At 31.4% G+C, this 20,957-nt stretch carries 21 protein-coding genes; 7 read left to right on the top strand and 14 right to left on the bottom strand.

Annotation, left to right across the window (positions count from 1 at the left end):
* Positions 1 to 6: 6 nt before the first annotated feature.
* From AC27L2_RS01170 to AC27L2_RS01160, 3 genes are all read right to left on the bottom strand, one after another.
* The gene (locus AC27L2_RS01170; protein ID WP_487209819.1) at positions 7 to 1,176 is read right to left on the bottom strand and encodes a sensor histidine kinase; all 1,170 of its coding nucleotides are present in this window, start codon (positions 1,174 to 1,176) and stop codon (positions 7 to 9) included.
* A gap of 70 nt (positions 1,177 to 1,246) precedes the next feature.
* Positions 1,247 to 2,515, bottom strand: a complete 1,269-nt coding sequence (locus tag AC27L2_RS01165; RefSeq protein ID WP_487209818.1) for an adenylosuccinate synthase — start codon at positions 2,513 to 2,515, stop codon at positions 1,247 to 1,249.
* 61 nt (positions 2,516 to 2,576) lie between these two features.
* Positions 2,577 to 2,921, bottom strand: coding sequence for an STAS domain-containing protein (locus tag AC27L2_RS01160; protein ID WP_487209817.1), 345 nt, complete (start codon positions 2,919 to 2,921; stop codon positions 2,577 to 2,579).
* A 187-nt stretch (positions 2,922 to 3,108) separates the two neighbouring features.
* Between AC27L2_RS01160 and AC27L2_RS01155 the strand changes: the two genes are divergently transcribed.
* The 6 genes from AC27L2_RS01155 (at position 3,109) to AC27L2_RS01130 (ending at position 9,445) form a co-directional block, all read left to right on the top strand.
* Positions 3,109 to 3,690 carry an RNA polymerase sigma factor gene (locus tag AC27L2_RS01155; RefSeq protein WP_487209816.1) on the top strand — a complete coding sequence of 194 codons (582 nt, stop codon included), beginning with the start codon at positions 3,109 to 3,111 and terminating at the stop codon, positions 3,688 to 3,690.
* 1 nt (position 3,691) lies between these two features.
* Positions 3,692 to 4,855: a hypothetical protein gene (locus AC27L2_RS01150; RefSeq protein WP_487209815.1), complete on the top strand. Its 1,164-nt coding sequence runs from the start codon at positions 3,692 to 3,694 to the stop codon at positions 4,853 to 4,855.
* Between the two features lie 9 nt (positions 4,856 to 4,864).
* Positions 4,865 to 6,904: a GAF domain-containing SpoIIE family protein phosphatase gene (locus AC27L2_RS01145; protein WP_487209814.1), complete on the top strand. Its 2,040-nt coding sequence runs from the start codon at positions 4,865 to 4,867 to the stop codon at positions 6,902 to 6,904.
* 65 nt (positions 6,905 to 6,969) lie between these two features.
* A complete protein-coding gene (locus AC27L2_RS01140; protein ID WP_487209813.1) occupies positions 6,970 to 7,329 on the top strand; it encodes an STAS domain-containing protein in 360 nt (119 codons plus the stop codon).
* Positions 7,326 to 7,763 (top strand): ATP-binding protein, encoded by a 438-nt coding sequence (locus tag AC27L2_RS01135; protein WP_487209812.1) that lies wholly within the window; start codon positions 7,326 to 7,328, stop codon positions 7,761 to 7,763. Before AC27L2_RS01140 ends, AC27L2_RS01135 begins: the two co-directional genes overlap by 4 nt.
* Before the next feature lie 2 nt (positions 7,764 to 7,765).
* Complete coding sequence (locus tag AC27L2_RS01130; RefSeq protein ID WP_487209811.1) at positions 7,766 to 9,445, top strand: SpoIIE family protein phosphatase; 1,680 nt, start codon at positions 7,766 to 7,768, stop codon at positions 9,443 to 9,445.
* A 44-nt stretch (positions 9,446 to 9,489) separates the two neighbouring features.
* Here AC27L2_RS01130 and secF read toward each other — a convergent pair whose 3' ends face one another.
* The 10 genes from secF to AC27L2_RS01080 all read right to left on the bottom strand — a co-directional run bounded on the left by secF (position 9,490) and on the right by AC27L2_RS01080 (position 17,335).
* Positions 9,490 to 10,629 (bottom strand): protein translocase subunit SecF, encoded by a 1,140-nt coding sequence (secF, locus tag AC27L2_RS01125; protein WP_487209810.1) that lies wholly within the window; start codon positions 10,627 to 10,629, stop codon positions 9,490 to 9,492.
* A gap of 19 nt (positions 10,630 to 10,648) precedes the next feature.
* Positions 10,649 to 12,556, bottom strand: a complete 1,908-nt coding sequence (gene secD, locus AC27L2_RS01120) for a protein translocase subunit SecD (protein WP_487209809.1) — start codon at positions 12,554 to 12,556, stop codon at positions 10,649 to 10,651.
* A gap of 79 nt (positions 12,557 to 12,635) precedes the next feature.
* Entirely contained in the window at positions 12,636 to 13,079 is a 444-nt protein-coding gene (gene rplI / locus AC27L2_RS01115; RefSeq protein ID WP_487209808.1) for a 50S ribosomal protein L9, read from the bottom strand.
* Positions 13,080 to 13,092: 13 nt separating this feature from the next.
* The gene (gene rpsR / locus AC27L2_RS01110) at positions 13,093 to 13,305 is read right to left on the bottom strand and encodes a 30S ribosomal protein S18 (RefSeq protein ID WP_353678018.1); all 213 of its coding nucleotides are present in this window, start codon (positions 13,303 to 13,305) and stop codon (positions 13,093 to 13,095) included.
* Positions 13,306 to 13,318: 13 nt separating this feature from the next.
* Positions 13,319 to 13,798 (bottom strand): single-stranded DNA-binding protein, encoded by a 480-nt coding sequence (locus AC27L2_RS01105; protein WP_487209807.1) that lies wholly within the window; start codon positions 13,796 to 13,798, stop codon positions 13,319 to 13,321.
* Positions 13,799 to 13,825: 27 nt separating this feature from the next.
* The gene (gene rpsF, locus AC27L2_RS01100) at positions 13,826 to 14,215 is read right to left on the bottom strand and encodes a 30S ribosomal protein S6 (RefSeq protein ID WP_487209806.1); all 390 of its coding nucleotides are present in this window, start codon (positions 14,213 to 14,215) and stop codon (positions 13,826 to 13,828) included.
* A 169-nt stretch (positions 14,216 to 14,384) separates the two neighbouring features.
* Positions 14,385 to 14,960, bottom strand: coding sequence for an aminoacyl-tRNA hydrolase (gene pth / locus AC27L2_RS01095; protein ID WP_487209805.1), 576 nt, complete (start codon positions 14,958 to 14,960; stop codon positions 14,385 to 14,387).
* Positions 14,961 to 14,967: 7 nt separating this feature from the next.
* Positions 14,968 to 15,606, bottom strand: coding sequence for a 50S ribosomal protein L25 (locus AC27L2_RS01090; RefSeq protein ID WP_487209804.1), 639 nt, complete (start codon positions 15,604 to 15,606; stop codon positions 14,968 to 14,970).
* Positions 15,607 to 15,632: 26 nt separating this feature from the next.
* Positions 15,633 to 16,577: a ribose-phosphate diphosphokinase gene (locus tag AC27L2_RS01085; RefSeq protein WP_487209803.1), complete on the bottom strand. Its 945-nt coding sequence runs from the start codon at positions 16,575 to 16,577 to the stop codon at positions 15,633 to 15,635.
* A gap of 83 nt (positions 16,578 to 16,660) precedes the next feature.
* On the bottom strand, positions 16,661 to 17,335 hold the full coding sequence (locus tag AC27L2_RS01080) for a hypothetical protein (protein WP_487209802.1): 675 nt from the start codon (positions 17,333 to 17,335) through the stop codon (positions 16,661 to 16,663).
* A gap of 126 nt (positions 17,336 to 17,461) precedes the next feature.
* On the opposite strand from AC27L2_RS01080, the gene AC27L2_RS01075 reads away from it, so the two are divergent.
* Entirely contained in the window at positions 17,462 to 17,692 is a 231-nt protein-coding gene (locus AC27L2_RS01075; RefSeq protein ID WP_487209801.1) for an FmdB family zinc ribbon protein, read from the top strand.
* A gap of 35 nt (positions 17,693 to 17,727) precedes the next feature.
* Here AC27L2_RS01075 and AC27L2_RS01070 read toward each other — a convergent pair whose 3' ends face one another.
* A complete protein-coding gene (locus AC27L2_RS01070; protein WP_487209800.1) occupies positions 17,728 to 20,931 on the bottom strand; it encodes a peptidase MA family metallohydrolase in 3,204 nt (1,067 codons plus the stop codon).
* Positions 20,932 to 20,957: the final 26 nt, after the last annotated feature.

Below are 20,957 nucleotides of genomic sequence, written 5' to 3'. Positions count from 1 at the left end.
TTCATATTATCTTTTTAATAAAATTTTGAAAGTAGTTCCTTTATTGACTACTGATTCCTTAACAAAAATTTTCCCTTTGTGATATTCTTCAATAATTCTTTTTGAAAGGCTTAAGCCCAAACCCCAGCCTCTTCTTTTTGTTGAATAGCCTGGCTTAAATATTTCTTTTCTTTTGTTATGCTCTATACCTTTGCCTGTATCAGATACTTCAATGCTGACATATTTTTTTGAAGATGAAATATTAAATTCTATTTTACCTTCTTTATTTTCAATTGCATCAAGGGCATTCTTAATTAAATTCTCTATGACCCATTCAAATAATTCTGCATTGATTTTGGCTTTTGATTCTTTATTACCTTTGATTGAAATTGTTACATTTTTGCCAAGCTGAGGAATTCGTCTTTCAAAATAATGAATAATTTTCTGGATAATTTCATAGGGAGATTCTTCTTTTAATTCAGGTTGAGAACCTATTTTCGAAAATCGTGTGACAATTTTATTTAATCTGTTCAAGTCATTTTTAATTTCTTCAGCAACATCAAGAACTTTATCGGGATTTTCAAAATTCATTTTTAATATTTCATGCCAGCCTAAGAGACTCGAGATAGGTGTTCCTAATTGATGTGCAGTTTCTTTCGACATTCCAACCCAGATGCTGCTTTGTTCATTTTTCCTGATGTAATTGAAACTTGAGTATGCAATCAGCAGAAAAAATATTGCAAATAATATCTGTAAGTAAGGATAGTACTTTAATTTTTCGATTATGTCAGAATCACCGTAATAAATGTATTGAATTACTTTCCCATCCGGAGTTTTAACACTAATTGGTGTATGGTATCTTGATAATTTTTCTAATTTATCTTTTAGTATTTTTTTAATTTGTTTTTGAGACAAACCTTTTTTAATATCAATATTTTTATAGCCAATTCCTGCTTCTGTGGAAATTATTTCATTATTCTCATCAGTTAAAATTAATGGAAAATCAATTCTTTGAATTACATTTTGAAATATGAATGTTAAATCTGTTTCGGGTGAAGATGGGCTGGTAATGTATTCAAGACTTTTTGCATATAACTCAACAATTTCTTTTTCTCTTTTTTGTAATTTATTGACAAGATTTTGAGTATAGAACCAGGTTCCTAATGCTATGAGAGTACCAATAAGAAGCAGCATCATTTTTAACTTCAAGGCAAAAGAGCCTCTGAAGATTTTCATAGAAAGATAATTTTTAGTGAAAAATAATTAATTAGAGTTCAATAGTTTGCTGGCGACTTGGTCCAACTGAAATTATGCTTATTTCGAAACCACTTTGCTCAGAAATAAAACTCAAGTAATCTTTAGCCTCGCTTGGAAGTTCATCGTAATATTTTATGTTGGATATATTCTTTTTCCAGCCAGGCAAAGTTTCATAAATTGGTTTTACTTTCATCAGTTGATTTACATCCGTTGGAAATGTTTTTAATCTTTTCCCATTTATTTCATAACCTATACAAACTTTTATTTCATCGAGATAACTAAGAACATCAAGTTTAGTAATTGCTGCTCTTTCAATTCCATTTATCATTCTCGAATAATTTAACAAAAAAGCATCGAACCAGCCGCATCTACGAGGTCTTCCAGTTGTGGCGCCATATTCTGCTCCGGCTTTTCTTAATTGTTCTCCTTCTTCATCTGTAAGTTCTGTAGGAAATGGTCCCAATCCGACTCTGGTTGTATATGCTTTTACAATTCCAATTACTGACATTATTTTTGTTGGTGGAATTCCTGTTCCTGTGCATGCACCTCCAGATGTAGGATTTGAAGAAGTAACATAAGGATATGTCCCAAAGTCTACATCAAGCAGAGTACCCTGTGCGCCTTCAAGCAAAATTGATTTGCCTTCTGAAATTGCATTATTTAGATATGTTGGAACATCTGTGATATACTGATCAATTTTTTTATCGAATTCAAGATATTCTTTAATAATTTCATTTACATCCAATTCTTCATGATTGTAAACTTTCTTGAGCAGATTGTTTTTTTCTTCTAAGTTAAATTTTATTTTTTCTTCGAGTACAGTTTTATCTAAAAGGTCAACAATCTTAATTCCTTTTCTTGCATATTTATCTATGTAACAGGGACCAATACCTCTTCCTGTTGTTCCAATTCTTGCATTGCCACTTTCGCTGATTGAATCAAGGAGTTTATGATACGGCATTATAAGGTGAGCATTATGACTAATAAATAATCTTCCTTTAATACTTATGCCGTTACTCTCGAGAAGTTCTATTTCTTCAAGTAAAGCTTTGGGGTCAATTACCACTCCATTGCCAATAACACATATAACATTTTCTCTTAGAATACCTGAAGGAATAAGATGGAGAATGTATTGCTTATCACCTATTTGCACTGTATGTCCAGCATTTGCACCACCTTGATATCTTACAACTATATCATATCGTTCAGAAAGTAAATCGACAATTTTACCTTTACCTTCGTCTCCCCATTGACTTCCCACGACAATGGTAACACTCATCATTTACTCCTGTTAAATTAATAAGAAGGGAAAAACTCCGGAATAATTCCGGAGTTTATAATTAATTACTACTAAAGCTTTTTACTGCTTCGTCAACAGATGAATAATGTTCAAATATTGTGATTAATTTTGTTATTACTAAAAGACTTTCAATTTTTTCTGTAGCATTAGCTAATTTTAATGAACCGCCACCGTTCTTCATTGTTGTATATCCGCTTATTAACATACCCAAGCCTGAACTATTCATAAATTTACATTCAGCTAAATCAATAACAACATTTTTTTTGCCTTCTTCCAAAAGTTTGTGTAAAAGGTCACTGAATTCTTGAGCTTCTGGTCCGCCCATTACGTTTCCTTTGAGCTCAATTACAACGGCTCCGTATTTTTCATAGGTTTTTATTTTCATAATTTCTCCCGAAAATTATTTGTTTCCTTATTTATATTCCTTTGGGTATAATGATTAACAAATATTTATATTGGCAGTTAAGTTATGGAATCTTATTGTAAAAATAAAATAATTTTATATACCATGATAGAGCTTGAAAAAATTTTTTTATCAATAAAACATTATTTCTTAATTACCGTCTAAAACAATGGCTCTGGAAGAAAAATCTAAAATACTTGAAGTTCAGGACGAAGATTTTGCTTTAATTAAAAATTTCATTGATGGAGATGAATCTGTATTTAGAACACTAGTTATTAAGCACAGAGATAAAGTGCGCAATTTGGTCTTTATTACTCTTGGTGATGCTGAAAATGTTGATGATATTTCTCAAGAAGTTTTTATAAGTGTATATCACAAGTTAAAGGAGTTCAGATTTGAATCTAAATTTACAACTTGGTTATATAGAATAACAATTAATAAATGCAGAGATTTTTTAAGGAAGAAAAAAGTTCGCAGCATATTTGTTCCTCTTGGAGATTCTGATAGAGAATATCCAACAGGACCATTTTCTGAAAATGTTGATCTTCCACAACTTGTTAGAAAAGCAATTGATAAATTGCCAGAGAAATTAAAAGTGCCTTTAATTCTTAGAGATATTGAAGGATTAAGTTACAAAGAAATAGCTGAACAACTTGGAACAGAAGTAGGTGTTATTAAATCAAGAATATTTAGAGCTCGTGAAAGTTTGAGAATTATTCTTGAACCATTTCAAAAAGAATGGAATCTTTGATGTGAAAAATTCAATAGGAAATATTGAAAAAAATTTTCTTAGAAAATATTTACCAGTTCTTCCGTTTATTATTCTTACAATTTTTTTGATGTTTGTTTTTTATCATAACAAAGGTACTATGAGTGGATTAATTGAAAAAGGGAAAAAAGATTTAGTTTCGTTTTATATGGAAAACCTAAAACCAATATTCTCCAGCTCTCAAATTACAAATGAAGACATATTTAACTTTGCTTTATATAAAACAATACCAATTGATAAGCAAAATAATAAAGTGCTTATAGTTTCTGATGAAAAAAATAATCAACAAGTTCTTGAAATTAAAAAACTACCATTCAACAAAAACACAGAAAATTATAACAAGTTTATTGAGTATTTGGGATTAAATGAAGATGAAAAAGAAAAAGTTGATTCAATTCTTAATTCTTATAAAAAAGAAATTTCTTTATCAATTTTAATGAACGACAAAACAATAGCAGTTAATCCTAAACTTGCAGAACTTCAGAATATAATTACAGCTGATTTGATAAATTACCTTATAAAAATAAATCACTACGCAGCCGCTAAGATTTATAAATTAAATATTCCTAAGAATATTAATTTTCAAAAAATAATTTCTCTTGCAAAAAAGAATCCTGATAATCAATATATTTTTATTACTCCTGATACAATATTTAAAAAGTCTTTTACAATTGATACAAACAAAATAAGATTAGATTTGAATGGATATATCGAACCACCTGCAATTGATAAGAAGCTGAAGAAAATAAATATTGAATTATCCATTGATAATAGAAATAAAAAAATTCCAAAATACTTTTCTATAGAGGACACAAATAATATTAAGATAAATATCCCGATTGAATTAAATGAAATTATCCCTGCAATAAGTGAAAGCATTAGAGTAAATGTGCTAAGTAGCTTGAAGATGGAACAAAAAAAATATAATGAATTGCAGAAGCATGAATTGAAAGATAGAATTCAGCTGAATTTTGAAAATCCTCTTGAATTTGTAAGTAAAGCTCTTGAAATAGCTGCAAAGCAGAAAGATTGGGAAGAATTTGGCAAAAAAATGGATTCGCTTGGCAGGCAGTTAGAAAAGAAATATTCTGATTCAGTTTATGAAGCAAAAAAGAAATATAAAAAATCTGTCAAGTATAAAAATTGATTTTATGAAATGAATACAAATAATTTTAGAACAACATTAGCCAGAAGATTAGAAAACACAATTATAATTTCGATTTTACTTGTAATCTTTAATCTGATATTTCCAATCCATACTTCATTGATTCTTTTTATAATAAACGAAGTGCTGGTCTTTGGTGTTCTTTACTTTTTATTTCATTACATGAATTCAATCGTTGAAACAAAGAAAGAAGCCCCACTTTCTTTAATTCTAAATTCCGGAATCCTTGCAGCTTTAATTTTCTTCATCATTTCAGTTACAAATTCTTTATTCGGCAAAAATATTCAGGAAAATTATCATACGGATGTTTTTAATTCTTTAATTTCAATTGTAATCGACTTTGTTTTTATTGCTTCTGTAATCTATATATTTTCGACATTCAGAACACTCTTTTTCCTTCGGCAGATTAAAGACCAGTCATTGCATTTCAATACAATGATAATTTTCTTTGCAATAACTTTTTTCTCGGATTTATCCCAGGTTGATTCTTCACTCGATTTTATTCATGATGCATTTTATGTCGTTTCAATTGTTTTAATATGCTTGAATTCATTAAAAGTATCTTGGATTGCATTTCTTTCAAAAAAGCAAAAAACCTATTTATTGATAATCTCGGTTGTATTATCAATTCTGTTTGGACTTAATTATTCTTTATTAAATGAAAACACAACTGCTAAAATTTTTCTTTCAAATTTTTCATCAGGTTTTGTCTCTATTTACAGTTTAATTATGATTTATGGAATGATATACTTTGGAATCATACTCTTTACAACATTATTTCACATGCCGACTGCTGAAGCTTTTGACAGAAAATCTGAAGAAGTTTCTTCTTTAATGGATTTAACAAAATTAATAACGCAAGTTTTTGATTTCAAAGAATTAGCAGATACTGTTACTTCGATAACAACTAAAGTTTGTAATTCATATGCAGCGTGGCTTGTTACCAAAAATGACGGTGATTACGAATTGAACTCTGTGAAAAATATTGCTTATGTTGATGCAGATAGATTAACAAAAAAATTTTTACAGAAAAAAGAACCTTTAACAAATGTTAACATACTTGACAGCAGTTTTCTTAACGAAAGCAATGACAATTTAAATTACAAATCAATTGCAATAGCACCACTTAAGGTTCATGGAGCTATTAATGGTTATCTATTTGCTGCAAGACGGCATGAAGTAAATTTTGATGAAGAAGACAAACGTTCTATTCAAGCATTTGCAGATTATGCAGCTGTAGCTCTTGAAAATGCTAAATTGATTGCAGAATCAATTGAAAAAGAACGACTTGAAAAAGAACTCGATGTTGCAAGAGATATACAAAGAAAAATTTTACCAAATAAAATTCCAGAATCTGAACAATTAAAAATTTCTGCAATGTTTATTCCAGCTTTTGAAGTTGGAGGAGATTATTATGACTTTTTTGAATTGAACGACAACAAATTAGGTTTTGTTGTTGCTGATGTTTCGGGTAAAGGCATTACTGCTGCATTCATAATGGCTGAGATAAAAGGCATTTTTGAATCGCTGGCGAAATTAATTACATCGCCAACAGAATTGCTGATAAAAATTAATGAAGTGCTTAAAAATAGTTTGAACCGCAAAAGTTTTGTTACAGCAGTTTATGGAATTGTGGATATAAAAAATGGAATTCTTAATTTTGTAAGGGCAGGTCATCCTCCTGTAATCTATTGCTCTGAAGGAAAAATTGAAAGACTGCTTCCATCAGGTCTTGGATTGGGCTTGGATTATTCAAATGGTTTTGCAAACTCATTGAAAGAAATGCAAATTAATCTCAAAGATGGTGATATTATTGCATTTTATTCTGATGGAATTCCAGAAGCAAAAAATGCTGAATACAAAGATTATGGTTATGAAAGATTAGAAAAGATAATTCAAAAAAATTGTGACAAAACTTTAGATGAGATTTCGAATGAGATTATCAAAGATTTGACAATATTCTCAAAAGATAATACACAGCACGATGATATTACACTTGTTTTGTTCAGATGGTATTCAAGTAAAAACTAATTATTTTAATCAATGTAAATACAAAAATCTTGATAAAACAAATCAAGAAAAAATTGGAGTGATGAATGGCAGATTTTAATGTAAATCTCCGTCGTTTTGAATCAGTAAGTATTATTGATGTTAAGGGCTATCTTGATGCTCATACAGCACCGGAATTAGAAAATGTTTTCAATAAACTTCTTGAAGAAAAAAATTTCCGTGTGGTTGTTAACTTCAACGAGCTGAATTACATAAGCAGTGCAGGTCTTGGAGTATTCATGGCATACATTGAAACAATGCGTCAAAACAACGGTGATATTAAATTTTCCAATCTAAAAGAAAATGTTTACAACATTTTTGATTTACTTGGATTTCCTTTATTGTATGAATTTTATAAAGATGAAAAAGAAGCTATTAACAAGTTTATCGAACAGGAAAAATCTTGAACCAGTTGAATAAAAAATTTGAAAAAGTACTAATAGTTAATAGTACTACAGAAAATCTTTCCAAAGTAAGAGAATTTACGCGGAAGGCAGCAGAGGAGTGTAAATTTTCTGAAGACACAATTGAAAAAATTGTCCTTGCAGTTGACGAAGCCTGCACCAATATTATCAAACATGCTTATAATTATTCTCCTGATGGTATAATCAATCTTTCAATAAATGTTCATGATGATAAGTTCATTGTAACAATAATTGATAATGGTAATCATTTTAATCCTGAACTTGTGCCAGAACCCAATATTCAGGAATACTACAAACAAAAGAAAATTGGTGGCTTGGGAATGTACTTAATGAAAAAACTTATGGATGAAGTTAAATATTCTACTCTTGATGATAATCGCAACCAGGTAATTTTAGTTAAATATATTGAACATTAGGCATGCAAAAATTTGATAACAATGCAGCCTTAAGAAATCTATCTGCACTTGTTGATTTCAGCAATCTCGTTAATTCAAGTCTTGACCTTGATTTTGCATTGAACAACATACTACTTACATGTCTTGGAAAATTTCATACATCAAAAGGTTTAATTGCTTTATTAAATGATGATAATGTTCTGCAAGTAAAAGCCTTCAAAGGAATAAGCAAAGAAGCTATTGATACATTCCCTTCGATTAAATTGGAAGAAATTTCTTCAAGCAAAGAATTTAATGAGTTTCTTTTGCAAAATAATTTTGAAGTTGTTCAGACAATAAAATCTTCTCAGGGAATAAAAGGATTAATTTTATTAGGAAGAAAATTAACAAACCAGAAATATGAAGAAGATGATATTGAATTCTTAAAAACAATATTAAATGTCGGAGCAACTGCTATAGAAAATTCTTTAATTGTAAACAAACTGAAAAATGTTAATCGAGAACTTGATGCAAAAGTCAATCAATTGAGTTCACTATTTGATTTAAGCAAAGAATTCAGCGGCATTCTCGAACCTGAGGCAATTGGGAGATTACTTGTCTACACATTAATTGGTCATATGCTTGTTTCAGATTATGCAATTATTATTTGTGATAGAAAAAATTTTTCTTTTTTAGAAAATAGTTTTAATGAAAATTTATTGAATGATGCATTAAGACAATGCGATATAAACTTATTTGACAAACCAATTCTTAAACAAAATTTTCAAAAGGAATATAAAACTCTGTTTAATTTGGGAGTTGAATTGATTGTCCCAATGCAAATTAAGAATGAAACCAAAGGCTTGATATTACTTGGAAAAAGGAAAAATAATCTTCCATACTCAAAGTCCGATGTTGAATTTATTTATTCGCTCGGAAGTCTTGCAATTATTTCAATTGAAAATGCAAGATTGTTTAAGGAGATGCTTGAAAAGCAAAGAATGGAAAGAGATTTAGAAACTGCACGAAGTATTCAAAAAAATCTTTTGCCCAAAACAATTCCTTCATTGCCGAATTTAAGTTTGGCAGCTTACAATGTTTCTGCAAGAATTGTTGGAGGAGACTATTATGATATTGTTAAACTTGATGATGAAAAAATTTTAATTGCTATTGCAGATGTATCGGGCAAAGGTGTTCCTGCTTCACTTTTAATGGCTAATTTGCAGGCATTCCTAAAATCAATTTGCAAACAAAAACTTCCTCTTGACGAAGCTACAAATTTGATTAATGATCTTGTAGCAGAGAATACAACAATGGGCAGTTTCATTACATTTTTCTGGTGTCTGTTTGACAATACCAACAAACAATTGACTTATGTTAATGCTGGGCATAATCCTCCTTTGCTTTTGAGAGAAGGGAAGATTCATAAATTAAAAAAGGGAGGGATGGTACTTGGGTTTTTGCCAACCACAATTCCATACATTTCTGAAACTATAAAACTTAACAGTGGAGATGTTATTGTTTTATTTACTGATGGAATTACAGAAGCAATGAATAAAAATTTGGATGAATACTCAGATGAACGATTGGAAAATTTGGTTTTGGAAAATTCCCATTTACAGCCAGAAGAAATTTTAGAAAAAATAAAAGAAAGCGTGAATGAATTTATTGATGGGGCAGAGCAAAGCGATGATATTACCTGCTTGGTAATGAAAGTTAAATAAATTGAAGAGACACCTGATTGGTGTCTCTTCTAAAAAGGAGGGAATTAAAATTCAATTTTGGTTTTTGTTCTATTAGCCACTTCAAGAACAAATGCGCTTGCAATAAAGATTGATGAATATGTTCCAGTTATCATACCGATAAATAGTGCAAATGCAAAACCTCTTAAAACCTCGCCGCCAAAAATTAAGAGAACAACAATTGTTAATAAAGTTGTAAAGACAGTTATCAAAGTTCTGCTCATAGTTTTGTTAATTGCATGATTCATGTTTTCTTCGAGCGGCAAAGATTTATGAAGTTTCATTTGTTCTCTTACTCTGTCAAAGACAATTACAGTATCGTTAATTGAATAACCAACCAATGTAAGAAAAGCAGCAACAACACTAACTGTTATTTCAAGATTGAATCCAGGTATTACTCCATATAAAATTGCAAACAATCCAAGTGTGATTAAAATATCGTGGAACAAAGCAATAACAGCACCTAGAGCAAAAGCAAATTTAAATCTGAAACCAAGATAAATAAGAATTACAACCAGAGAGAGCATAACTGCTATTACTGCATCAGTCTTTAATTCTTTACCAACTTTTGGCCCAACCTTATCTTCTTTTAAAACATTGAAAGGATTATCAACAAATTTTTCAGAGAGATTTTCTTTAATCCAGTCAGCAATTCCAAGTCGTACTACAACAGCAGTGTTTGTTGGTTCTTCTGAAACTTTAGCAGTTTGGAATCCAGCATCAAATAATCGGTTGTTAATAATTTCTGCAGTTTGAGGGTCAGAAAAATTGTATGTAATAGAATTTGAAGTAGAATCAATTACTTTTTTTTCTACGCCTGGTAAAGTGTTTTCAATGATAGATTCAATTTTTGATTTAACTTTTGGAATAACATTCGAAGGAATTTCCTGTAATTCTGTTCTTAATAAAATTCCAGTAGAGCCGCCAAAAGTTTTAACTTCGACATTTCCTAAACCAATTTTATCAACTTCACTTCTAATTTTTGCAATGTCAATCGGTTTTTCAAATTGAATTGCTACTTCAGTGCCGCCTTTAAAATCGATTCCAAATTGAAGACCTCTTATTAAAATATTGAGTAAACCAATTAATAGAACAACTGAAGAAACAACATAAAATGTTGTTCTTTTACTCATGAAGTTAATATTTAGATTATCGAATAAGCGCATCTATTTAATTTCTCCTTTATTAACCTACATTAATTTTATAACCTTTGGAAATCATGTAATCAAAAATCATTCGAACAAGAACAAGTGCAGAGAATAAACTTGTAAGAATTCCAATCATAAGTGTTAAAGCAAAACCTTGAACAGGACCACTTCCAAATTGATAGAGTATGATACCTGTAAAGAATGTTGTAATGTTCGAGTCAAGAATTGCCGATAGAGAATTTTTAAATCCTGCATCAACGGCAGCTCGGTCGGTTTTTCCAGTTGCTAATTCTTCTCTTATTCTTTCATAAATAATAACATTGGCATCAACAGCCATTCCCATTGTTAAAACTATACCAGCGATACCTGGCAATGTTAACGTAGCCTGAAAACCAGCAAGCACACCAAGAATTAATAATACAGTGACAACAAGACCTAAATCTGCAATTGTTCCTGCTTTTTTATAATAGAATGCCATGAATAAAGCTACAAGCAAGTAACCAAATAAAACAGAATTAGAACCTTGTTTAATTGAATCCTGACCGAGTGAAGGTCCAACACTTCTTTGTTCGATAATGTCAACAGGCGCTGGAAGTGCACCAGCTTTTAATACAATTTCAAGAAGTTTTGCTTCGTCGAGATTTGGGATGCCACTTATTTGAGAATTTCCGGAAGGAATTTTATTCTGAATTACAGGAGCAGAATAAACAACTCCGTCGAGAACAATAGCACATCTTTTGCCAATATTTGAACCTGTGATTCTTGCCCATTCACGTGCACCTTCTGAATTCATTTGCATTGTAACAATAGGAGCAGAGGTTGTAGGGTCAATGTTCGATTGAGCATCTACAATAACTCCACCTGTTAGTTCGGGGTTTTTATTTAACATGTATAATCGATAATACTTAGAACCATCAGGACCAACTTCTGGCTTTGCATCATATACAAATTCAATATTATCAGGAATTACTTTTTTAACTTCAGGTCGTTCAAGATATGCATTTAATTTTTGTCTATCTGATTCTTTTACAAATGCATCAGGAATTCTTCCTTGAGGGTCAATTAATCTTGCAATTGCAAAGAATGGATGTTCTTTTGCAAATTGTTCTTCTGTTAAATTCTGTTGTTTTGAAGTATCAGCTTTAGCAGTTTTTGTTGTATCTGCTGTTAGAGAATCACCCTTAAGAGATGCAGCAAGTACTTCATCAATGCGCTTCATAATTGGAATTGCAAATTCAGGGTCTTTAACCAATTTGAATTCAAGCAAAGCTCTTCCCTGAAGAAGTCTTTTAGCTTCTTCTTCTCTTGCAATACCAGGAAGTTCTATAACAATTCTTCTTGAACCCTGTTTTTGAATGTTTGGCTCGGATACACCATACTGGTCAACTCTATTGCGAATAATTTCGATAGCTCGTGTAACTGCATCAGCTTCCTGTTCTAAAAGTCTTGAAATAATTTTATCATCATCTTCTCTGATTGTGCCGAAGTATCTGCTTAAACGAATTCCTTTTTCTTTCATTTTACGAGCAAGAATTGAAACAACATTTTCATTTGAAAGTCTAGATTCTTTTTCTGCTTCATTTAATATTTGATTGAACTGGTCATCAGGTTCTTTAGCTAATTTTTCAAGAAGCTTTGCAGTATTGACTTCCATTACGAGATACATGCCGCCCTGTAAGTCGAGACCAAGTTTAACTCTTTTTTCTCGAGCAGCTCTGTAATCCGGATTATTCGATAAGATACTGTCTCTTTTGTTGTTAATAAACTCTTTAATTTGAATTGCTGGTAAATTAGGATTGCTCTTCTTAAGACTGTCTTCAAGATAAGTTAATTGTTGAGTAACTTTTCTATTATTTTGAAAATCTTTATAGGTAGGTATTAAAAGGTAGACAGAAAGAGCAATGGCTCCTAAAACCAGGAATAGTCTAAATCTTATCTCTTTCATTCCAAATCTTAATTTTAGTTAATGAATTAGTTAGTTGGAACCAAGACAATAAAAAGCCGGCTTTGAACCGGCTTTTTATTTATTCTCTTACAACCCATGTTTTAACAGTTGCTGTAACATTCGGATGAAGTTTAATTGAAACACTGTAAATACCAAGCGATTTAATTGGCTCGGTAATTTCAATTTTGCGTTTATCCAAATCATAGCCTTTTTCTTTCAGAGCGTCGGCAATCATTTGATTAGTAACAGTTCCGAAGATTTTATCTTCCTCGCCAACTTTAACTGGAATTGTAACAGATACTTTTTCAAGTTCAGCTGCAAGAGCTTGAGCAGCTTCAAGTTCTTTTGCTTCTTTTTTAAGTATCTGTTTTTTTTCTTCTTCCAGAGCACGGATGTTTCCTTTGGTTGCCTGGTAAGCAATCTGGCGAGGAATAAGATAATTTCTTGCGTAACCATCTTTAACTGTTACAATATCACCAACTTTTCCAAGCTGTTCAAAGTTTTTTCTTAGTATTACTTTCATTACCGTCTCCTTTTTACTTAACTGCTTCTGCAACATAAGGCAGAATTGCTAAATGACGAGCTCTTTTGATAGCTCTTACTAATTCGCGGTGCTGTTTAGCACTTAGACCGGTAATACGGCGGGGAATTATCTTCCCCTGATCCGTAATAAATTTCTGTAGTTGTTTAGCATCTTTGTAATCAATATAACCTTCGATTACTCGTTTTATTTTTTTTGTTGTTTTCATTTTCTTCTCTTAATTATTGATTGTCTTTCATCAAATCAGATTCTTCATCAGTTAAGAATTTGTCGAATGAATTATCTTCATAATCAGAATCATCACTTTCAGAGACGATATCATTGTTGTTCGCCTCTCCGTTGCCTTGCGATTTATTAAATTTGTTTAAGAATTGAATTCTCTTTGCTTTGATTTCAACAATAGTTCTGTTTTTGCCATCTTCAGTTTTGAAAGTTCTGCTTTGAAGTTCGCCGTCAATTAAAACAGCACTGCCTTTTTTAAGGCGGTCGCGGCAGCTATCTGCCAATTTGTTCCATGCAACTACTCCAACATAGCATACATCCTCCTGCCATTGATTGTTGCTGTCTTTGTATCTTCTGTTTGCAGCAATGTGAAAATTAACAACAGGAGTGTTGTTTGATGTTTGTCTGAAGACAGGATCTTTTGTTAAGTTTCCTGCTACTATTACACTGTTTAGTTCTGGCATCTTTAATTCAGCCATCGTAACCTCCATGCTTAACTTAGTTTGTTATTCGGTACTTTCGTTATTTGTGTTTATATCTTCTTCTGAAGATTGCTCTTCAGTTTGAGAAGATTCTTTTTGTTTTTTAATTGCTTCTAAAGCAAACTTGTCAAGTGCTATTGTTAAATAGCGAATGACATTTTCATCCAGTCTTAAACTTCTTTCTAAAGTGCTGATTAGATTTGTTGGAGCATTAAAGCGGAATATAACATAATAACCGCTTTTTGCTTTCTGGATAGGATAAGCTAAACGCTTACGACCCCATCTGTCAATATCAAATATTTCTCCACCATGTGTGGTAATTACTTCTTGCAACCTTGAAATGGTTGCTTCAATTTGCTCATCTTCAAGTGCTGCATTTATTATCACAACACTCTCGTAACTTTTGACACGCATTATGTTTCACCTCCCTTTGGACTTTATGGCTCCTTCTTTTATTATATCGAAGGAACAGGGTTATAAATTATTGAATTAGGTTCCAAAAATAAAACTATTTTCTAAGTCGTGCAATAACTATTCTTAATTGATTTACAAATTAATTAAAATATAAATTTCTTGAAAACTTCTAATTTTTTCTTTGGGAATTAATTTTACTAAAATAATCCGACATCAATTTATATCCTCCTTGAATGAAATTTTCAATCAGTTCGATTGAAAATTTGAGACTATCCTTTATTGATGATAATTCTTCATCACTAAATTTACTTAGAACATATTCAGCAAGTTCACCTTCAAATTTATTACCAATTCCAAAACGAAGACGGGGGAATTGATTCGATTCTAAGTGATAAATAATTGATTTAAGTCCATTATGGCCCCCATCGCTTCCAGATTTTCTTAATCTAATTTTGCCTAATTCTAAATTCACATCATCAACTACTATTAACATATTTTCTAAAGGAATATTGATTTTAGAAAGAAATTCAGAAACTGCAATGCCGCTCAAGTTCATGTATGTTGTTGGTTTAACCAAAAAAAATGTGGAAGACCCTATTGAACCTTCCACATATTGATAATTTTCTTTTTTCTTGAAATGAAGATTTTTTTTTGAAGCAATTTTATCGAGAATAAGAAAGCCAATATTATGTCTTGTCAATTCGTATTTTTTGCCTGGATTTCCCAAGCCTACAATCAAATACAAGACTTAATTATTCCTCTTCTTCAACTTTTCCTTTTGCAATTACTTCGGGTTCTTTTGGAGCTTCTTCACCTTCAGCTGGAGCTGTTGGTTCAGCAGCAGCTCTTGGCAGAATTACAGAAGCTATAATTACATCATCGTGATGTAAGATTTTAATGTTTTCTAATTTCAAATCTTTGACATGTATAGATTCTCCAATGCCAAGATTTGTAATGTCAACTACGATATGTTCTGGGATATTTGTCGGCAGACATTCAATTTTTAATCTGTGCATTTGATGCTGCAGCAATCCGCCTTCCTTAATTCCTTTTGCAGTTCCTTGAAGAACAACAGGAACTTCGATTTCAATTTTTTCATCAAGTGAAATACCCATAAAATCGCAGTGAATAATTCTATCTGTTACAGGGTCAAATTGAACATCTTTCAAAACAGATTTTCTTGGTTCAGAATCATCAATTGTAAGATTAACAATGTGAGTCTCTGAAGTATAAACAAGTGGTCTTAAAGATAATTCCGGCAAATAAATTGGAATTGGTTCTAAACCCTTTGTGTAAAATATACCGGGAACATTGCCTTCTTTTCTTAATTTATTAACCACACTTTTTGTTGATATGGTTCTTCTTTTTGCTTTGATACTTATTTCTGACATGGTAATTTACTCCTGAATTATACTTACTAAATTTTATCTTTATCTATATCGAACAGCGAACTTATAGATTGATTTCTATTGCATCTAATAATTGCTTCTGCTAAAAGGGCAGAGGCAGATTTAACAATTATCTTTTTTGATTTTTGTTTCAATGGTATACTGTCTGTTACATATAATTTTGTAATTGGAGAATTATCAATTTTTTCTACTGCATCACCAGAAAGTAATGGATGAGTTATAGCTCCATAAACTTCTTTCGCACCACTTTCTAATAATTTTTCTACTGCTTTAACAATTGTGCCGCCAGTATCAATTAAATCATCCACAATTAAAACATTCTTGCCTTTTACATCCCCAATTAAATTCATTTCTGCGACTTCATTATGTCTGGCTCTTTTTTTATCAATTACTACCAATCCTGCATTTAATCTGTTCGCATAAGAACGTGCTAATTTAATGCCGCCGACATCAGGAGAAGCAACAACAAGATTTTTAATTTTACCTTTGAATAAAGGTGTAAAAATTGGTGATGCATATAAATGGTCAAACGGAATATCAAAGAAACCTTGAATTTGCGCCGCATGCAAATCCATTGTTATAACTCTATCTGCACCAGCCACAGTAATTAAGTTAGCCACAAGTTTAGCAGAAATTGAAACACGCGGCTGATCTTTTCTATCCTGCCTTGCATATCCAAAATATGGAAGAACAGCTGTTACACGCTTTGCCGATGCTCTTTTTGCAGCATCAAGCATTATCAATAATTCCATTAAATTTTCTGCTGGTGGTTGTGTCGGCTGAACAATGTAAACATCTTGTCCGCGGACATTATCTATGAATTTCGTCCAGATTTCACCATCACTAAATCTTTTTATAAAAACATTTCCTTCTGGTAAATTCAAATACTTACAGATTTTCTTTGTCAATTCAGGATTTGCACTACCAGAGAAAATTAATGGTTCTGTTTCCAATTTAATTTTTAGCTATGTATTCTTAAAAATTGCTGCCAAATATAAGTAAATCAATAAGGTTAGTCAAACTTCACATTTTGGATTTATCTTACTCGTTTATTAAATAAGAAAGCTATTACAACAACAAGCACAAATAATGCAGCAATATATATCCACAATGGAGTTTCTTTCAGTTTGAATGGACGATAAGTTGCAGTTATGTATTTGCCTGTTCCTATTTCATCAAGTGTGTATTTCCATGTGAGTTTATTTCGTGATACTTCAGTTGCATTGTGGCTTAAGATTTGTCCAGGCAAATAGTAAATAAATGTCATAGAAAAATTTTTGCTTTCAAATCCAAAGCCAGTTGCAATTGGTTTTATGAATTGTGAAAATATTTTTGTGTTCTTTTCACCATCTTTAATTGAAAGTTTTGAATCCTTAAAAACTGGAGTGGCATTCAACGAATCGAGACTATTGAATTCAAGCTCAACTTTTGCATGTATTGTGCTGTCTTCGTAATCTTTGTAGACTTCAACATTTGTAATAGAGCTATATTGTGAACTGAATTCTTTATAAACCGAATCACGATTGAATAAGCCAAGCTGTTCTACAATTATTGAATCTCTGGGGTTAGTCCATTTCATCCAGTAATGAATAAACATATTTCCGCTGCCGTCTTTTTTGATTGTTGTAACCTGCATATAATTCAAGCAGCCGCTTAGTATTAAGCTTAATAGAAAAATCAAAAGTAGGAAGTGTGATTTATTTTTTTTCATATCTTCAGAAAATTTGTTAGTTAAATATGCAAAAAAAGAATTAAATAGCATGCGTGTTTTTATCATAAACTATCTTTATTTTTACAAGTTAAAATTTTGTTTTTTGTGAAAAAATGGAGGTAAATGATGCCAACTTATGATTACAAATGTCTTGACTGTGGTTATATTTTTGAAGAATTTCAAAATATGACAGATGAGCCACTTACTGAATGTCCAAAATGTAAAGGCAAATTAAAAAGGTTGATTGGTTCTGGTGCTGGTCCAATATTCAAAGGTTCGGGTTTTTATCATACTGATTATAAAATGAAATCCAACAATAATTCTTCAAATAAAAATAACAGTTCGGATAAGAAATAATTGTAATGGGTGCATTATAAGAGCACCCATTTTTCTTAAAAATCCATACCAATTGAAATATAATATCGCGGTTTAGAAAATCTATCAAGATTCCATTTCCATGCTACATCGATTTTCCATAAAAATAACATGTAGATTCTGAAGCCAACTCCTGTTCCTATCAATAAATCCTGAGTTACAATGCTGTTATCCTGATTTCTTCCGAAGAGTTTTAACTTCTGTGTGTTATCCCATGCAGAACCTGCATCAAGGAAAGCAACTCCAAGAATATTTTGGAATAAAAGCGGAAGTGGACCAGTGACTAAATATCGAATTAATGGAAGACGAAATTCCATATTAAGAAGTGAATATTTAGTTCCAATTTTTTCTGCATAGTCATAACCTCTAAGAGGCATAGCAGGGGATAGAAATGCAAAGTCTGATGCATTTTGAATTGGAATATCTTCTGTTGCAAAATTTCTATTAATCCAGTTTTCAGTTCCTCCAAGGAAAAATCTTTGAGGATTTCCTCCGCCTGAATATCCGCCTGATAATCTAAATGCAAAAGAGTTATCGAAGAAGAAACGGAAGTAAGCTCTGTAATCAAGATTAAGTGAATAAAAACTTTGTTGCCTTCTTGATAATCCAGGGTCGCCAAATACTGTGAAAGCATATCTTGTTCCTTCAATTGGAGAAGTGTATCCTTCGAGTGTGTTATCATGAACAAAGCTTAATGCAGGAACCAGATAGGTTGATTTATCAATCGGTTCGAAAATGTTATCAAGATTTTCTGCCGTTACACTCATTAAACTTAATGAGCCGTCAAGTCTGTAAAATCTATTAAATGGATAACTTGCCGAAGCAACTACACCAAAATTTCTGAAACGATACAAATCGTAACCAAAGAATGAAGTTCTATATAAAAATCTTGCAGTATGAAATGCTTCGATTCCTAAATCAATTCTTTTTTCAAGATAATAATAAGCCAGGCCATAATCGCTGTTTTTGATGTCAATTTGTAAACTTGTTATTCCAATCAGTCTATGATTTCCAAGAACATCACTGAAAGCAAGAATTGTTGTTCCCTGCAAGCCATAAAGCGTGCTGTAACCGGCATTGGCATAAATTAAATCTGGAGAGAAATTTACTTTGTAACGATTAACAAGAAAATTTCCATGTGAATCTAATTTTTCTGTAAAAAGTTGTTTGCGTCTTTCAATTCTTGCACTGTCGCTTTCTTCATTTGTAGCACCAAAAATATATCTGCTGTAATCCATTTTAGAAGAATCTTTTTTAACTTCAGTTTTTGCTATGTATGAGCCTACAAATATTTTTCTTTCTTTAATTTGTGTAGAATCTGTTTTTTCCTGAGCAAAAGATTTTGTTGTGTCAATTTTTGTTGTATCTTTTTCTTGTGCAAAAAGAACTGCAGTTTCATCTTTCTTTGTTTGCAGTAATGTCATGTATTTTGTTGGCTGCAACGAATCTCCGATTGCGTGCATTTCAAAAGGATTGTTCAGCATAAAAATATTGTAACCAAGTTTATATAAAGCAGTAAATACTAATTTCTTTCCATCATATGAAATTGATGGTTGACTAATTTCGCTTAAAGAATTAGTAATTGGCACTGCTTTTTCATTTAATAATGATGCTGCATCAGAACTATCAGCTTTTGCAATTGATTTTTTATAAATGTTGTTTATTCCATTTTTGTCGGAGATGAATAAAATTTCTTTCCCATCAGGAGAAACTTCTGGATATCGTTCGTTGCTAAATTGCCAGTCAGTTAATCTTTTAATTTCTTTTGTTTCTATGTTTATCATGTAGAGGTCTAATTGCTTGTAATTGTGATTGCTCATCATAAAATCAAGAGGTAACATTGATGGGCTTACATAATTTTCTCTATCTGATGCAAAAATTATTTTTTTAGAATCAGGAGTCCACACAGGGTCTGTATCACTGAAAATATCATTTGTAAGATTAGTTAATTCATTGGTTTTCAAGTTGTAAATGTAAATATCAGATTGGGATGAATTGTGAGCAACGAATGTTAATTTATCTCCATCTCTTGACCAATCAACTGATTCAATTCCATCGAACTTAAAAGGCAAATCATAACTTTTTTCTGTATTTGTATTGATGATTGTGATTACATCATATCCTTCTTTTTTTGTGGAAAGGGCAATTCTAATATTATCTGGCGACCATGCAATAGAAGGATGAAGAACAGTCAATTCTTCAAAATCTGTTGTCTTTCCACTCTCAACAACTTTTTTGATAATCTTTCCTGTTAATGCATCCATGATGTAAACATCAAGATAAATATCTCTGTCTGAAATAAAAGCAATTTTATCTCCTTGCGGTGAAATTGATGGACTTGTGTTATAAAAGCCGTATGATTTTTTGTTGTCCGTTAATCTTTTGGCAAATTCATCAGGGTCCTGATATTTTGCAATATCGGGCCAATATTCTTTTTTCAAACTTTTTTTCCATCGTTCATTTAGTTCATCCAAATCAATTCCAATTGAAGATTTCAATGCAGATTCAAGAGAGCCGAGCCCCTGAATTTTATTTATTAGTTCACCTAATTTTTGTCTTCCGTATGTATCAGCAAGGTATTTAAAAACAGATTGACCTCCACGGTAACCAAGATAACCGCTTAGTTGATTTATATCAGGCAATGACTCGCTAATGATAGCATTTCGAATAAACATATCGGTATAAGTTTCCCAGCCCTGCGAAAAATATTCTGCACTTCCTTCCATAAACCAGTGTGGAAGTTGAAGTGTAATTCCTTTAGAAATTACATTTTGAATTGAACCTCCGAAATACATATCCTGCATTACAGCATGAACAAGTTCATGATGAATTACATGACGAAATTTTTCATAGGAACCTTCGAATGGGAAAACTACTCGGTTCTTAAAAGGTTCTGTAAAACCGCCTACACCTTGACCAAGGTATTCATCAGTAATATTGGTTTCCTGAAAATCATTGTGAGAATTATAAACAACAAGAGTAATTCTGTTATTAATTTCATAATTGAAATCTTGCTGAAGTTTTTTTAGAGCATCTTCAGCTACAGCTGCAGTAAACTCTGCAATTTTTTCTCCGCCATTAGAAAAATAAATATCGAAATGTTTGGTTTGGATGTAAAACCAATCATGATTTTTATATTGAACTCTGTTTTGTCCAAATTGAGCAAAGATATTGCAGGTTGTTATAAATATTGCTGCAAGTAAAAAGATGAACTTTTTCATACTTTACCTCGCCATTAATAACGAAC

The organism is Rosettibacter sp. KY25 (assembly GCF_057554405.1).
This window is presented reverse-complemented; position numbering and strand designations above follow the sequence as displayed.

What these genes read in the sequence shown, in the direction of transcription:
- AC27L2_RS01170 (WP_487209819.1), bottom strand. Translation starts at nt 1,176, where the DNA reads ATGATGCTGCTTCTTATTGGTACTCTCATAGCATTAGGAACCTGGTTC.
- AC27L2_RS01165 (WP_487209818.1), bottom strand. Translation starts at nt 2,515, where the DNA reads ATGAGTGTTACCATTGTCGTGGGAAGTCAATGGGGAGACGAAGGTAAA.
- AC27L2_RS01160 (WP_487209817.1), bottom strand. Translation starts at nt 2,921, where the DNA reads ATGAAAATAAAAACCTATGAAAAATACGGAGCCGTTGTAATTGAGCTC.
- AC27L2_RS01155 (WP_487209816.1), top strand. Translation starts at nt 3,109, where the DNA reads ATGGCTCTGGAAGAAAAATCTAAAATACTTGAAGTTCAGGACGAAGAT.
- AC27L2_RS01145 (WP_487209814.1), top strand. Translation starts at nt 4,865, where the DNA reads ATGAATACAAATAATTTTAGAACAACATTAGCCAGAAGATTAGAAAAC.
- AC27L2_RS01140 (WP_487209813.1), top strand. Translation starts at nt 6,970, where the DNA reads ATGGCAGATTTTAATGTAAATCTCCGTCGTTTTGAATCAGTAAGTATT.
- AC27L2_RS01130 (WP_487209811.1), top strand. Translation starts at nt 7,766, where the DNA reads ATGCAAAAATTTGATAACAATGCAGCCTTAAGAAATCTATCTGCACTT.
- secF (WP_487209810.1), bottom strand. Translation starts at nt 10,629, where the DNA reads ATGCGCTTATTCGATAATCTAAATATTAACTTCATGAGTAAAAGAACA.
- secD (WP_487209809.1), bottom strand. Translation starts at nt 12,556, where the DNA reads ATGAAAGAGATAAGATTTAGACTATTCCTGGTTTTAGGAGCCATTGCT.
- rplI (WP_487209808.1), bottom strand. Translation starts at nt 13,079, where the DNA reads ATGAAAGTAATACTAAGAAAAAACTTTGAACAGCTTGGAAAAGTTGGT.
- rpsR (WP_353678018.1), bottom strand. Translation starts at nt 13,305, where the DNA reads ATGAAAACAACAAAAAAAATAAAACGAGTAATCGAAGGTTATATTGAT.
- AC27L2_RS01105 (WP_487209807.1), bottom strand. Translation starts at nt 13,798, where the DNA reads ATGGCTGAATTAAAGATGCCAGAACTAAACAGTGTAATAGTAGCAGGA.
- rpsF (WP_487209806.1), bottom strand. Translation starts at nt 14,215, where the DNA reads ATGCGTGTCAAAAGTTACGAGAGTGTTGTGATAATAAATGCAGCACTT.
- AC27L2_RS01090 (WP_487209804.1), bottom strand. Translation starts at nt 15,606, where the DNA reads ATGTCAGAAATAAGTATCAAAGCAAAAAGAAGAACCATATCAACAAAA.
- AC27L2_RS01080 (WP_487209802.1), bottom strand. Translation starts at nt 17,335, where the DNA reads ATGAAAAAAAATAAATCACACTTCCTACTTTTGATTTTTCTATTAAGC.
- AC27L2_RS01075 (WP_487209801.1), top strand. Translation starts at nt 17,462, where the DNA reads ATGCCAACTTATGATTACAAATGTCTTGACTGTGGTTATATTTTTGAA.
- AC27L2_RS01070 (WP_487209800.1), bottom strand. Translation starts at nt 20,931, where the DNA reads ATGAAAAAGTTCATCTTTTTACTTGCAGCAATATTTATAACAACCTGC.